Annotated in this window: 10 protein-coding genes, 1 pseudogene and 1 riboswitch; of the genes and pseudogenes, 7 read left to right on the top strand and 4 right to left on the bottom strand. The window is 52.3% G+C overall.

The window, feature by feature from the left end; all coding sequences use genetic code 11:
- Nucleotides 1–37 precede the first annotated feature (37 nt).
- A complete protein-coding gene (locus EIZ37_RS03045) occupies nucleotides 38–1,861 on the bottom strand; it encodes a bifunctional homocysteine S-methyltransferase/methylenetetrahydrofolate reductase (RefSeq protein ID WP_407921110.1) in 1,824 nt (607 codons plus the stop codon).
- Between the two features lie 97 nt (nucleotides 1,862–1,958).
- Nucleotides 1,959–5,414, bottom strand: a complete 3,456-nt coding sequence (metH, locus tag EIZ37_RS03040; protein ID WP_134683084.1) for a methionine synthase — start codon at nucleotides 5,412–5,414, stop codon at nucleotides 1,959–1,961.
- A 164-nt stretch (nucleotides 5,415–5,578) separates the two neighbouring features.
- A riboswitch (SAM riboswitch) is annotated at nucleotides 5,579–5,677 on the bottom strand.
- Nucleotides 5,678–5,865: 188 nt separating this feature from the next.
- Here metH and EIZ37_RS03035 point away from each other — a divergent pair.
- The 4 genes from EIZ37_RS03035 to argS all read left to right on the top strand — a co-directional run bounded on the left by EIZ37_RS03035 (nucleotide 5,866) and on the right by argS (nucleotide 9,029).
- Nucleotides 5,866–5,967, top strand: coding sequence for a YjcZ family sporulation protein (locus tag EIZ37_RS03035; RefSeq protein WP_134683083.1), 102 nt, complete (start codon nucleotides 5,866–5,868; stop codon nucleotides 5,965–5,967).
- A 166-nt stretch (nucleotides 5,968–6,133) separates the two neighbouring features.
- Complete coding sequence (locus EIZ37_RS03030; protein ID WP_134683082.1) at nucleotides 6,134–6,319, top strand: hypothetical protein; 186 nt, start codon at nucleotides 6,134–6,136, stop codon at nucleotides 6,317–6,319.
- 134 nt (nucleotides 6,320–6,453) lie between these two features.
- On the top strand, nucleotides 6,454–6,939 hold the full coding sequence (locus EIZ37_RS03025; RefSeq protein WP_134683081.1) for a hypothetical protein: 486 nt from the start codon (nucleotides 6,454–6,456) through the stop codon (nucleotides 6,937–6,939).
- Between the two features lie 377 nt (nucleotides 6,940–7,316).
- Complete coding sequence (gene argS, locus EIZ37_RS03020) at nucleotides 7,317–9,029, top strand: arginine--tRNA ligase (RefSeq protein ID WP_134683080.1); 1,713 nt, start codon at nucleotides 7,317–7,319, stop codon at nucleotides 9,027–9,029.
- Nucleotides 9,030–9,073: 44 nt separating this feature from the next.
- Here the strand turns inward: argS and EIZ37_RS03015 are convergent, their stop codons facing one another.
- Nucleotides 9,074–9,475 carry a hypothetical protein gene (locus EIZ37_RS03015; RefSeq protein WP_134683079.1) on the bottom strand — a complete coding sequence of 134 codons (402 nt, stop codon included), beginning with the start codon at nucleotides 9,473–9,475 and terminating at the stop codon, nucleotides 9,074–9,076.
- 162 nt (nucleotides 9,476–9,637) lie between these two features.
- Here EIZ37_RS03015 and EIZ37_RS03010 point away from each other — a divergent pair, with 162 nt between their 5' ends.
- On the top strand, nucleotides 9,638–10,159 hold the full coding sequence (locus tag EIZ37_RS03010; protein ID WP_134683078.1) for an acyl-CoA thioesterase: 522 nt from the start codon (nucleotides 9,638–9,640) through the stop codon (nucleotides 10,157–10,159).
- On the opposite strand, the gene EIZ37_RS03005 is transcribed toward EIZ37_RS03010, so the two are convergent.
- Nucleotides 10,154–11,011: a deoxyribonuclease IV gene (locus EIZ37_RS03005; protein WP_134683077.1), complete on the bottom strand. Its 858-nt coding sequence runs from the start codon at nucleotides 11,009–11,011 to the stop codon at nucleotides 10,154–10,156. The genes EIZ37_RS03010 and EIZ37_RS03005 overlap by 6 nt on opposite strands.
- 91 nt (nucleotides 11,012–11,102) lie before the next feature.
- Here EIZ37_RS03005 and EIZ37_RS03000 point away from each other — a divergent pair, with 91 nt between their 5' ends.
- Together EIZ37_RS03000 and EIZ37_RS26305 are read left to right on the top strand one after the other, a co-directional pair.
- Nucleotides 11,103–11,744: a DUF1361 domain-containing protein gene (locus EIZ37_RS03000; protein ID WP_134683076.1), complete on the top strand. Its 642-nt coding sequence runs from the start codon at nucleotides 11,103–11,105 to the stop codon at nucleotides 11,742–11,744.
- Between the two features lie 64 nt (nucleotides 11,745–11,808).
- Nucleotides 11,809–12,560: pseudogene (locus EIZ37_RS26305) on the top strand (SDR family oxidoreductase).
- Nucleotides 12,561–12,973 lie beyond the last annotated feature (413 nt).

Genomic DNA, 12,973 nt, shown 5'->3' with positions numbered 1-12,973 from the left:
CGAACTTTTGCCTTTTCCGTTTAAGGGGGTTGCTTCATCAGTGCAATCCTACAAAGCGATGGGGGTAATCGGCTCTTCTTTCCGAAGCAGTGATTTGATGGACGTATTCGGTCAATTCCACGCTCATCTGATAATAGTTGAATGGGGTAATCAAATAGATTCCATTGAAATGACGGACCGCCACATCCAGTAATTCCTTTGCCATCGCAATGCCTTCCTGTCTGCCCGCCTCACCCTGCAGATGCTTCATCCTGGCCAGCGCTTGCGGCGACAGCTTGATGCCAGGCACCTCATTATGCAGGAATTCCGCATTGCGCCAGCTGGTCAAAGGCATGATCCCGATAAATACGGGAATCCCGATGTCTTTTGTCGCGTGATCGATCAGCTCGATGGTTTCCGTATCATAGACAGGCTGGGTCATCACATAATCGGCGCCAGCTTCGACCTTTCGCTTCAGCCGATCAATGGCCGCTTCCATCTTGCGCACATGCGGATTGAACGCGGCTCCGACCGTGAACTGCGCTTTTTGCTTCAGCGGACGGCCAGAGAAGGATATCCCTTCGTTCAATTGCTTGATCATGCGAATCAGATCGAAGGAGGTGACATCAAAGACAGAGCTTGCGCCGGGCAAATCGCCAAAGCGGGATGGATCCCCGGTCACGACCAGCACTTGATCGATTCCCAAAGCATGCAAGCCCATCAAGTGCGACTGCTGTCCGATCAGATTGCGGTCCCGGCATGCGATGTGGACGAGCGGATCGATGCCATATTGGCTTTTCATGATCGCGCCCAGAGCCATATTGCTCATCCGCACGTTGGCCAAGGAATTATCCGCCAGTGTCACCGCATCCGCGCCCGCCTGATGAAGGGCACAACAGCCCTGTAAAAATTCATCGACTTCCAAATCTTTCGGCGGATCAAATTCGACGATGATCGTGTGTTTGTCTTTCACCTGCTCTACGATCGTCGGACGCTGTCGCTGTCTTACGCTCTGGATTGACACTACGCTGCGTTCCTGCATATCCGTCAGCGGATTGGTCCGTTCAACCGGTTCCAGGTCTTCCAATGCACCGACCATCGCCCTGATGTGCGCGGGTGTCGTGCCGCAACAACCGCCGATCAGCCGCACTCCCTGCTCACGCAGACGCAGTGCTCCTTCCGCGAAATACTCCGGTGATGATTTGTATGCGTACTCCCCATCGGACAGACCTAACCGCCCCGCATTCGGAAAGGCCGACAGCAGCACATCCTCAGGCGTGATCGTTTGTTCAAAAGAGCGGATCACTTCGGCTGGACCAAGCCGGCAATTGATCCCAACCACATCGGCTCCGGCCTGCTTGATCTGCCGAAACGCATCGCTCAACGTATAGCCGTCCCGGGTACGCCCTACTTCCAGAGTGGCGAGCTGGGCCACAATGGGCAAATCGGTCAATGTGCGCGTGACCTCTACGGCCAGCTGCAGCTCCTCCATATCGAGAAATGTCTCCAGCAAAATCCCGTCCACGCCAGCATGCAGCAAAGCCGTGGCCTGCTCTTCAAATTGATCCCGATACTCATCCAGTGGCTGGTTCCGTACACGTCCGGCAATAATGGAGCCAATACTGCCCACGACAAACGCTTCATCCTGCGCGGCCTCTTTCGCAATGGTTACCGCAGCCCGATTAATCCGCGTCACTTTGTTTTCCAGCCCATATTTGGACAGGCTGTCACGGTTGGCGGCAAACGTGTTTGTTTCCAACAATCTTGCACCCGCATGAAAATAAGCCTGGTGCACATGGTAGATGACTTGGGGATTGGACAGGCAGAGCTCCTCGAAGCTCACCCCCACGGGAACGCCCATTTGATACAATTGGGTCGCCATCGCCCCGTCTCCGACCAAAATATGGTTCTCCAAATGCTGTCTAAGATCTCTCTTCTCTGACACGATACTCCCTCCTCTCCGCTAAAAAACACGCTGCTTATGATTCGATTACAGCCGGCGTCGCGTTAAAATAACGTGCCTCCGGATGAGCAAATACCATCGCGGTGACAGACGCTTCCGGATCCATCATGAATCCTTCTGTCAGCTGCACGCCGATATCTTCAGGCTTCAGCAAACGGAACAGCTTTTCCTGATCCTCCAGATTCGGGCATGCCGGATAGCCGAAAGAAACGCGAATCCCGCGGTAGCGAGCACCGAAGCGTTCCAGCATGGTCATCTCGGCAGGATCCGGAAAGCCCCAGACATCCCGCATCACATGGTGGATCCGTTCCGCAAAAGCTTCCGCAAGCTCCAGCGCCACCGCCTGCAGCACATGGGAGCGCAAGTAGTCCCCCTGCTCCTTTAACCGGGTCGCCTGTTCGCGGATGCCATGCCCCGCTGTTACCGAAAGGAAGCCAACATAGTCCATTTCCTTGCTTTCCACCGGACGGAGGAAATCGGCGAGGCAGAGGTAGGGCTCCTCTGGCTGCCGGGGGAAGCTGAATCGTTCCAATACGCGTGAATGGTCGCGCGGGTCATAGATGAGAATATCGTCACCGTCAGCTTGCGCCGGGAAGAACTGGTACATGCCATGCGCCTTGATCAGATCCTGCTCCCGCGCCTCGCGCAGCAAATCCTCCACCACGCCGTACAATTCCGTTACTTTTGGATCCCCCTCTTCCAGCAACCGATCGACATTGCCCCTGACCCCGAGATGCTTGCCTAACAGCATCCGCAGATTGAGATACGGGTGCAAATGGCCAAGCGGGTAGTTGCGAAGCACATGGCGCTCGGTATCCGGCGGGAGCATGACGGGAGCGGTACGGCTCACCGCCGAGCGCTTGGGCGCAGCCTTTTTGGTATCGACACTTTGCCCCTGCTCACTCTTTTCTGCCTGCAGCGCAGCCAGCTGCCGCTCCTGCTCCTCCTGCAGCGTCTTGCGCTGCTCCGGGTCCATCAGCTTGTTGGCAAGGTCCAGGCCATCCATGGCATCCTTGGCATAGAGCACGATCCCTTTATACTCTGGTGCGATCCGATTAGAAGTAAACTTGCGGGTCAGCGCCGCACCCCCTACCATCATGGGCACATCGATTCCTGCTGCCTTCAAGTCCTGCGCTGTGATGACCATCTGCTGGGCCGATTTCACCAGCAAGCCGGATAGTCCGATAAAGTCCGGCTTTTCTTCCCGGCATGCCGCAATCAATTGTTCAGGCGGTACCTTGATTCCAAGATTGACGACCTCATAGCCATTATTGGCCAGGATGATTTCCACCAGGTTTTTGCCGATGTCGTGCACGTCCCCTTTGACGGTCGCCAGCAGAATTTTTCCTTTCGCACTGGTCTCCGACTTTTCCATAAAACCTTCCAGAAAAGAGACCGAGGCTTTCATGACTTCTGCGCTTTGCAAGACCTCCGCTACGATCAGCTGGTTTCCGTTGAAGAGACGGCCGACCTCTTCCATCCCTGCCATCAGCGGACCGTTGATGATCTCCAGCGGTGCGTACTTTTCCAGGGCAGCCTGCAGATCCGGAATCAAGCCATCCTTGGAGCCTTCGATCACATAGCGGGCCAAGCGTTCCTCCAGCGTGAGGGTGGACATGGCCACCTTCGCTTCTTTTTTCTTTTCACGATAAAACGCGGTGAATTCGGCGAGTGTCTGATCATTCGTATCAAAAAGCAAGGCTTCGGACAGCTTCCGTTCTTCCTCCGGGATCGAGGCATAGCGCTCGAGCTTCTCCGAGTTGACGATGGCATAATCCAGCCCGGCTTTCGTCGTGTGGTAGAGGAAGACGGCATTCAATACCTCCCGGCCGGCCCCCGGCAAGCCAAAGGATACGTTGCTCACACCGAGGATCGTTTTGCATTCCGGAAAAGCTTCCTTGATCAGCCTGATGCCTTCGACTGTCTCCAGCGCGGATCCGATGTATTGCTCATCACCGGTACCGACCGGGAACACGAGCGGGTCGAAAATAATGTCCTGCGGGTTCACGTTGTATTCGTTGACCAAAATATCGTAGCTGCGTCTCGCCACAGCGAGCTTTCGTTCCCGCGTGATTGCCATGCCCTCTTCGTCGATCGTCCCGACGACCACTGCAGCACCGTATTTATGAATCAAGGGGACGACTTCGGCAAAACGTTCCAGTCCGTCCTCCAGATTGATCGAGTTGATAATCGCCTTTCCTTGCGAGTAAGTAAGCCCGAGCTCGATGACGCGCGCATCAGTCGAATCGATCATGAGCGGCGCTTTGACCTTTTTGCTGACGAATTGCAGAAAGCGGTCCATATCGGCATACTCATCACGGTCAGGATCCGCGAGACAGACGTCGATGACCTGGGCTCCGCCGCGCACTTGTGCCCGCGCGATATCCGAAGCTTCTTCATAGTGTCCGGCCGCGATCAGATCTCGAAACTTCTTCGATCCGATGACATTCGTGCGTTCCCCCACCAGCAACGGGCGATTGTCCTCTTCCACGTACACAGCTTCGATACCGGATACGGCACTGAATGGTTTGCTCGAGGCTTGGCGCGGCTTGTAATGTTTCAAAGTCTCTGCCATGGCCCGAATATGCTCGGGTGTCGTGCCGCAACAGCCACCCGCGATGTTCAGCCAGCCCTTTTCGGCAAAGCCGGCCATTTTGGTTGCCAGTCCCTGCGGAGATTCGTGATAATGCCCGTTCTCATCAGGCAGCCCTGCGTTGGGGTAGCAGCTGACCCCACAATGAGCCAGATCCGATAGCGTGCGCAGATGGTCACGCATGAATTCAGGTCCAGTCGCACAGTTCAGTCCGACGCTGATCGGCTTCAAATGCTCGATCGAAATGTAAAATGCTTCAATATTCTGACCTGCCAGCGTGGTTCCCATCGGCTCGATCGTTCCGGAAATCATCACCGGGACTTCTTTCCCCAACTCCGTAAACGCTTGGCGTATCCCGATGCCCCCTGCCTTTACATTCAACGTATCTTGAGAGGTTTCCAGCAGCAGCACATCCGCGCCGCCCAAAAGCAGTCCCTTGGCTTGCCGATAGTAAGCCTCGACCAGCTGCTCAAAGGTCGCCCCACCAGTGAGTGACAACGTTTTGGTGGTAGGTCCCATCGAACCGGCTACGAATCGAGGCCACTCCTCTGTGGAAAAGGCATCCGCTGCCTCTCTGGCAATTTTAGCGGAAGCGATATTGAGCTCGATGTCACGTTCTGCCACGTCATATTCAGCGAGTACCACGGAGGTGGCGCCAAATGTATTCGTCTCAATAATATCTGCACCGGCTTCCAGATACTTTTGATGAATCTGGAGGATGACATCAGGACGGGTTACACTCAACAGTTCGTTACAGCCCTCATATTCCTCTCCGCCAAAATCAGCTGCGGTCAATTCTGCTTGCTGCAGCATCGTCCCCATCGCGCCATCAATAATCAAAATTTTTCGTTCCAATTGTTCCAGGAAGCTTCTGCCCATTTCCCCAACCCCTTCTTTCGCAACATTCTGACACCCGTATGTGATCGGATTCCTTAGCATTTACACATGTTTGTTCCATTCCTTTAGGATCCGTTCAGACCTGCTAACGTAAAAAATCCTCTTCGACAAAAAACGAAGAGGATTACGCGTAAAGTCCGCACATCCTCTTATCTTTCAAAGCAGATCGCTTTGCTGGAATTGGCACCTGATCACCGGTTGCCGAGGCTTCATAGGGCCAGTCCCTCTGCCTCTCTGGATAAGAGAAAAGCTTACATATGTAGTTTGTGGTTTGAAAGTTATCTTAACACCCGTTATCCCCCTCGTCAAGAAAAACTACCCAGCTTACGTAAGACGCCTCCTTCGCCTATTTTTACACGCATAGGTCATTCGCCCACAACAATCTGTACAGAAGTGTATAGACTGTAGCATAGCTGAAAGGAGGCGAACCAATATGAGTACTTCTTATTCCGGAAACTTTTTCAACGATAACTTTGCGCTCGTTCTGGTTCTGTTTATTTTGCTGGTTATCGTAGGCGCTGCTGAAGACTGCTAGTCATGAACGGGAGCCGATTCCAAAGGCTCCTTTTTTTCTGCGCGAAAACTGACGAGAAAAAGTGCGAATCCCTCGATAGATTCCGACAATATCCACAGCAGCTATTCGCTATACTTGGATTTGTAAGCAGGACATGTCTTGGTGGCATTGCAGGGAGGGTATCACAATGAAAGTGACCATTAACGGTATGGTGATTGAGGGAACTCCACAGGAAATCACATTTTTCCTGGAAATGAATCAGCTGTATCCGGATTCCCGGCCATCATTCAGACCCGTTCTGGACAAACACATCCCTGCCGCCGACTATCTGCATTACCAAGCCATCAAGAAAGTCACCAGCGTTCGCAAGTAACCCATTTTCAACATTCGCCGCCCCGGAAAAGGGAACTCTTTGCAGCATACACGCGAGCCTTCGCGCGTTGCCAAAAAGAGTTCCCTTTTGTTATGGTTAGATTGTTGAAGATACACTGCGAAGGAGCGACCTACATGGAGCCTATTCCCTCTTCCCTGAAGAAAAGCGAATTTCTAGAACGACTCGAAACCGTTAAACATATTGCTTCCACCGATTTTGAGACTTATGCTGTCGTGAAGGAAAAAGAGTCCGGCCAGCATTACCTGCACTATTCCTTCACTCATATCAATCTGTCGGAAGGCGGCAGGAAGTATGCGTACGAACACTTTCTCCCCCTTTCCTCAGATGATGTGCTGGGAATCATCTTCGGCGAGCAGCCGTACACATTTCCCGATCACTGGCTGAATCCCTATTACCGCAGTGGTTCGGATGACCGAATGATGTGGTTTGATCCTCGGGAAAATCATCAGCTGGAAGATGACGCCAAAACAGAGCAAGAGATCCTGTCCAAGCTCCAGTCGTTCAAGCAAGCCTGGAACGAAGCCGATGATCCCGAAGAGCTGACGCGGAAATTGCTTGGCGAAATCGACCAAATGATGAAAAAAGAAAAGGATCAGTAGTTGCATAGCCCCTGCACGCTCCGGTATAATAAATGCCAAATCGCCGATAAGGAAAGTACCCTTCTGTTGAAGCCAAAGCGAGCCGGGGATGGTGGAAGCCCGGAGCAGATCAGCAAGGAGAAACGCACCTTGTAGATGCAGCCGGAAGCTCCTTTTTCAAAAGGATTGTGTATGGCAAGCCGGGTAAGCCCGTTACAGCTCGCAAAAGCGGCACCGTGTCATGGAATCACGGGGCAAGAAGAGTGGCACCGCGGGAGTAACCAATACCTCTCGTCTCTTCCCTATCGGAGAGATGAGGGGTTTTTATTTTGCAACTTAGGCTCCGCCAAAGACTTGTCGTTGCCGAGTTTTTTTAACCAGAAAGGATGACCAAACCAATGAGTTACAAGCAGCAAGTAGCCGAGAAAATCACGGCTGTCCTCGATACGCTGGGTGTCGAAGGATTCAACCAGGAAAAAGTAGAAAGCATGCTGGAGACTCCACCAAATCCGGCAATGGGGGATATTGCCTTTCCTTGCTTCCAATTAGCAAAAGCACTGCGGAAAGCACCTCCGCAAATTGCCCAGGAGCTGGCGGAACAAATCCAGGGAGCGCCATTGCGCGAGGTAAAAGCGATGGGCCCGTATGTCAACGCCTTTTTGGATCAGGCCATTGTCGCGCAACAGGTCGTAGAGACGATCCTCACCCAAGGCAATACATACGGCAGCCGCAACGTAGGCGAAGGTCGCAAGGTACCGATCGACCTCTCTTCTCCCAATATCGCCAAGCCTTTCTCCATGGGGCATCTGCGCTCAACCGTTATCGGAAACGCGATCGCCAACATCATGGAAAAGCATGGCTATCAGCCGGTACGCATCAACCACCTTGGTGACTGGGGCACGCAATTCGGGAAGCTGATCGTCGCGTACAAGCTCTGGGGAGACGAAGCAAAAGTCAAAGCAGAACCCATTAAAGAACTGCTGGCTCTCTATATTCGTTTCCATGAAGAAGCGGAAAAAGATCCTTCCCTGGAAGATCAAGGGCGTGAATGGTTCAAAAAGCTGGAGGATGGCGATGAGGAAGCCAAACATCTCTGGCAATGGTTCCGTGATGAATCCTTGAAAGAGTTCATGAAGATTTATGAGCTGATGAACGTGTCCTTTGATTCCTTCAATGGGGAAGCTTTTTATAATGACAAGATGGATCGCGTAGTCGCTCTTTTGGAAGAGAAAGGCTTGCTCACGGAATCGGAAGGCGCCCAAGTGGTTTCCCTCGAGGAATATGACATGCCGCCGTGCCTGATTAAAAAGTCCGATGGCGCAACGCTGTACGCTACCCGTGATTTGGCTGCAGCCCTCTACCGCTACGAGAACTACGAATTTGCCAAAGCGATCTACGTCGTGGGCAACGAGCAGCGCCTCCACTTCCAGCAGCTTTACAAAGTGCTGGAAAAAATGGGCTACGAATGGTCGAAGGAGATGTATCACATCCCATTTGGCATGATGCTGAAGGACGGCAAGAAAATGTCCACCCGGAAAGGGAAAGTCGTCCTGCTGGAGGAAGTGCTGTCGCAAGCGATTGCGGATGTGCAAAAAGTGATCGAGGAGAAAAATCCTACCCTCGAGAATAAGGAAGAGGTAGCACGTCAGGTCGGCGTCGGCGCGGTCATCTTCCACGACTTGAAAAACTACCGTCTCAATGATATCAACTTCTCCTGGGAAGAAATGCTGACCTTTGAAGGGGAAACCGGGCCATACGTGCAGTATACCCATGCTCGCGCTTGCTCGCTGCTGCGAAAAGGCGAATACGCAGGCGGTAATGTAGCATGGGCGGAAGGCGCGTTGGACAGCAAGGAAGCATGGGCCGTCATTACCTTGCTCAATCACTTCCCTGAAGTAATCGACCGCGCACGCGAAGAATTTGATCCTTCCCAGATCGGAAAATACGTGATCGATTTGGCGCAGTCGTTCAATAAGTTCTATGCCAACGTGCGCATTCTCGCAGAAGAGCCGGAACTGAAGCAAGCGCGCCTGCATCTGGTGGCGGCGGTCGTCGTGGTGCTGAAAGAAGGCTTGCGTCTGCTCGGTCTGAAGGCTCCAGAGGAAATGTAAGAGCAAAGAAACTAAAATCAAAACGTAAAAAAGCGGATGTCTGGTTACTCAGACACTCCGCTTTTTCTTTTGGCGAACCACGCATCGGCCAACTGCTTCACCAATTCCTTTGGCAGCGACTGCGGCGCTGTCACTTCATTGCCCGATCCGTCGACGGTACGATACAGCAAGGCTTTATCATTGTCAGGATCCGACTTGGTTTCCAGGGTTTGTCCCGCAAGCTCCCCTGCTTTTTGCCATTCCAGCATCATCACTTGATATTCAGCCGGCGCAAGCTCGATGTATTCATCATTGGGCAGGTCAACCACTGCATACCCATCATGCTCGATATCCGCTTCAAACACGTTGCCGTTCGCATTTTCATAGAGAGCCAGCTCTCCAGGCTCGTTCAGGTTTTCGGCAATCTTGGAAAAATCCTCGATCGTCACTTTGATTGTACGCTTCATGTCTTCCCCTCATTTTCCTCGATGATTTACGCTATCCACTCTACCATGTTTCCCCTGTTCTTGCCACCGTAAGTCGGCAGCGAATACCTGCCGCGGCTTGGTGAAATAATCATCTAGATCCCTTTTTTCTGAATCCCGCTGCATTAGAAAGGAGTCTTTCTCGTGAATGACGTAGTGAGATACGTTCGCGAATCACGTACATACAAAGCCAGCCACGTACTCCCCCCGGACGCGAATATCCATAACACATTATTTGGCGGACTCTTGATGTCGCATATTGACGATGTGGCCTCGCTGTCCGCCACCAAGCATGCCAAATTTCCCGTCGTGACCGCCTCAACCGATTCCGTCGATTTCCTGCACCCCATCCGTGTCGGTGATGAAGTGTCGCTGGAAGCTTTTGTGACGTGGACGCATCAGACCTCCATGGAGATCTTCGTCAAAGTGCTTGCGGAGGATCTGCATACTGGTGAACGCAAGGTTTGCGCCACGTCATTTCTGACGTTTGTCGCACTCGGTCCAGAGGGGAAGCCGATCCCCGTACCGAAAATCATACCGGAAACGGAAGAAGAAAAGTTTCTGCACCAGAGTGCACCCGAGCGAGCGGAATCACGGAAAAAAAGGCGATCACACAGCAGGCAGCTTGCCGAAATGTTCGGCACACGGCGTCCCTGGGAATCATAGGGACGCTTTTGTATTTGCGATAAATCGCTCCTTTACCCATGCAATTTCCTTTTGATGAGATTCCCCTGCCGGATGCGGTGTTTCCAATACGCATGGGAGCTCCCGGAATTCGGGAGTCTCGAAGACTTCCTGAAAGGCCGCTTCCGGAATATGCCCCTTGCCAATGTTGGCATGACGGTCACGCCGTGAACCTGTGGGATGCATCGAGTCATTCAGATGAATTGCTTTCACATGCTTCAAAAATCCAAGCTCCCTTGCTTTCCTGGCCACAGGCTGCCAATCGGTACCGTTCCACATCCCGCTGGCAAAGGCATGACAAGTGTCCAAACAATAACCGACCCTTTCAGGCTGTGCGAGCAATTGTCGGATTTGCACCAGCTCCTCGATGGTCATTCCCATCGAATTGCCCTGCCCCGCATTGTTTTCGATCAACAGCAGCGCAGCCCCCGTCCATTGCCCCAAAATATCATTCACCATCCGGATCATCTGCTTATAGCCAAATAACGGATCCTCCACCTTCCCCTTGTATTGCCCGAAATGGACGACCAGTCCGATGGAACCGCAGGCATTCGCGATTTCCAAATCATTGATCACAGAGCGAACCGTTGCCTGATACAGGTCCGGATCATCTACGGACAGATTGGTCGGGTACGGGGTATGCGCGATCGATACGATACCGTTTTTTTCGCAAAATTGTTTGCAGGCTGCTGCATCCCTGTGATCAAATGCTTTTACAGCCAGGCTCCGGGGATTTTTGGGGAAATATTGAAACGAGCTTGCTCCCATCTCCCATGCTGCTCTAGCCGCTCCGGCAAAACCGGAACGTATGCTTACATGGCAACCGATCTTCATCAGCACCCTCTCCTATCCGCAGCTCTTTTCAGGATAGTTTTTCCAATTCCCCTTGTGATATGCTAGTTTCTGGATAGAGAGGAGTAGAAGCATGGTAAAAAAACTGTTTATCGCACTGCTGTTCGCCACCATTCTGAGCGGCTGTTTACTGGCCTATCGGTATCATATGTCCGGCACGATCACGTACTTCTGGCTGTTCTTCCCCAATTTGTTTCTTGCCTGGATCCCGTTTTGGGCCGCGTGGTTCATTCATTGGAGGGTCCACTCCTCAAAACGTCACCGGCTTTGGTTGCTGATTCCAGGCGCGATCTGGCTATTCTTTCTCCCCAACGCGCCTTACATGCTGACCGATTTGCTTCATCTGAGCGTAATCAAGGAGTCCACTCCGATTCATCTGGACTTGCTCGTCATTCTAAGCAGTGCCGTTACGGCTTATTTTCTCGGCTTTTCTTCCCTGCTTCTTTTGCAAGATATCGTGGCGGAGCGGTTCAATCACGGTTGGGGCTGGGTGTTTTCCTTCGTCGTCCTGTGGTTGTGCGGCATCGGTGTGTATTTGGGTCGTTTTTTGCGTTGGAACAGCTGGGATCTGGTCGATCGGCCTTTGCAGATCATCCTGGACGTTTTCTCAATCCTGCAGCACCATGAAGCTGCCAGTTTTGTCATCGTATTCTCCCTGTTTTTGTGCAGTACGTATGCCATTTTTTATGCAAGTACACGCATATCGAATCGATGAGCAACATTTCAAAACTCCTCCTGTGGCAATATGGAAAACAAACCAGTAGAGGAGTGTTAAGAACATGACCAGATTAAGTGGAAAGATTGCATTGGTTACAGGAGCAAGCAGAGGGATTGGACGGGGCATCGCTTTGCGCTTCGCGGCGGAAGGGGCTTTGGTTGCTGTTCATTATGGCAGAAACCAGCAAGCTGCCGAGCAAGTCGTAAAGGAGATTGAGCAAAAAGGAGGAGCAGCGTTTGCCATTGGTGCGGAGCTGAGTGATTCATCATCCAACGCTTCGAAAAGAAACGTTCTTCCACTTGACCAAGATATCAAAACGAGCATCCCCAGTGCGTTCTCTCAGTTCACAGGGATTGGCTTGCCCGCATCCATCGAAGAGACCACGGAAGAAATGTTGTTATGAGCGTGAATGTAAAGGCGCCCTTCTTCGTCATTCAGCAAGCTCTCTCGCGCCTGCGAGACGGAGGCCGGATTATCAACCTCTCTTCTGCTACGACACGAATTTCCCTGCCCGGCATACCAGCCTATAGCATGACGAAAGGCGCCATCAACACGCTGACGCTCTCCCTATCCACCCAGCTTGGCTCACGCGGAATTACGATCAATGCGATCCAGCCCGGATTTGTCGCCACGGATATGAATGCCGCTATGCTTGAGGACCCGGATGCCAAGAATTTTGGCGCTGCGTATTCAATCTTTGGACGCTGGGGCGAGCCTGCAGATATTGCGGATATAGCAGCGTTTCTAGCTTCTCCGGAAAGCCGTTGGATCACGGGGCAATGTATGGACGCAAGCGGCGGTTCGCATCTGTAATGAACCTTATGCCGATTGGTTGAATACAAATAACAAAGATTCTCCATCTATGTAAACATGGGATGGTTAGCCCATCCCCTTCCCGCGTATTTGTGGTTGCCCGCTTATCGGTACCCACCTGGTCCCGGGCTGCCATAATTCCAGTCGTTCCAGCTGCTATCGCCCTGTCTTCGGCCACGTCGGCGACGCTGTCTGATTTCAGGCGGTTCTTCCCAGCCGAGGAACGTTAGGCCAGTCAAATCGTTACGGTCAACTTGCGTATATTCTGGATATCCCCTTTCATTAAAAATATTTAATGCTACTAATCCAGTCGCCGGGTCGTAACTGAGCAGTTGTGCTACGACTAGTCCATACCCAGGAATACTGGTCCGAATATAACCTCCCTGATATCTGTTCAAAAATTGTTCCGCTTG

The sequence above is a fragment of the Brevibacillus migulae genome, from assembly GCF_004521915.1.
GTDB lineage: Bacteria > Bacillota > Bacilli > Brevibacillales > Brevibacillaceae > Brevibacillus_F > Brevibacillus_F migulae.
Note: the sequence above shows the minus strand (reverse complement) of the source record. Positions and strands in the feature narration are given on the sequence as shown.

Bases quoted from the DNA above. Each gene is read 5' to 3' on its own strand.
- EIZ37_RS03045 (WP_407921110.1), bottom strand. From the start codon at position 1,861: ATGGCGACCCAATTGTATCAAATGGGCGTTCCCGTGGGGGTGAGCTTC.
- metH (WP_134683084.1), bottom strand. From the start codon at position 5,414: ATGGGCAGAAGCTTCCTGGAACAATTGGAACGAAAAATTTTGATTATT.
- EIZ37_RS03035 (WP_134683083.1), top strand. From the start codon at position 5,866: ATGAGTACTTCTTATTCCGGAAACTTTTTCAACGATAACTTTGCGCTC.
- EIZ37_RS03030 (WP_134683082.1), top strand. From the start codon at position 6,134: ATGAAAGTGACCATTAACGGTATGGTGATTGAGGGAACTCCACAGGAA.
- EIZ37_RS03025 (WP_134683081.1), top strand. From the start codon at position 6,454: ATGGAGCCTATTCCCTCTTCCCTGAAGAAAAGCGAATTTCTAGAACGA.
- argS (WP_134683080.1), top strand. From the start codon at position 7,317: ATGAGTTACAAGCAGCAAGTAGCCGAGAAAATCACGGCTGTCCTCGAT.
- EIZ37_RS03015 (WP_134683079.1), bottom strand. From the start codon at position 9,475: ATGAAGCGTACAATCAAAGTGACGATCGAGGATTTTTCCAAGATTGCC.
- EIZ37_RS03005 (WP_134683077.1), bottom strand. From the start codon at position 11,011: ATGAAGATCGGTTGCCATGTAAGCATACGTTCCGGTTTTGCCGGAGCG.
- EIZ37_RS03000 (WP_134683076.1), top strand. From the start codon at position 11,103: ATGGTAAAAAAACTGTTTATCGCACTGCTGTTCGCCACCATTCTGAGC.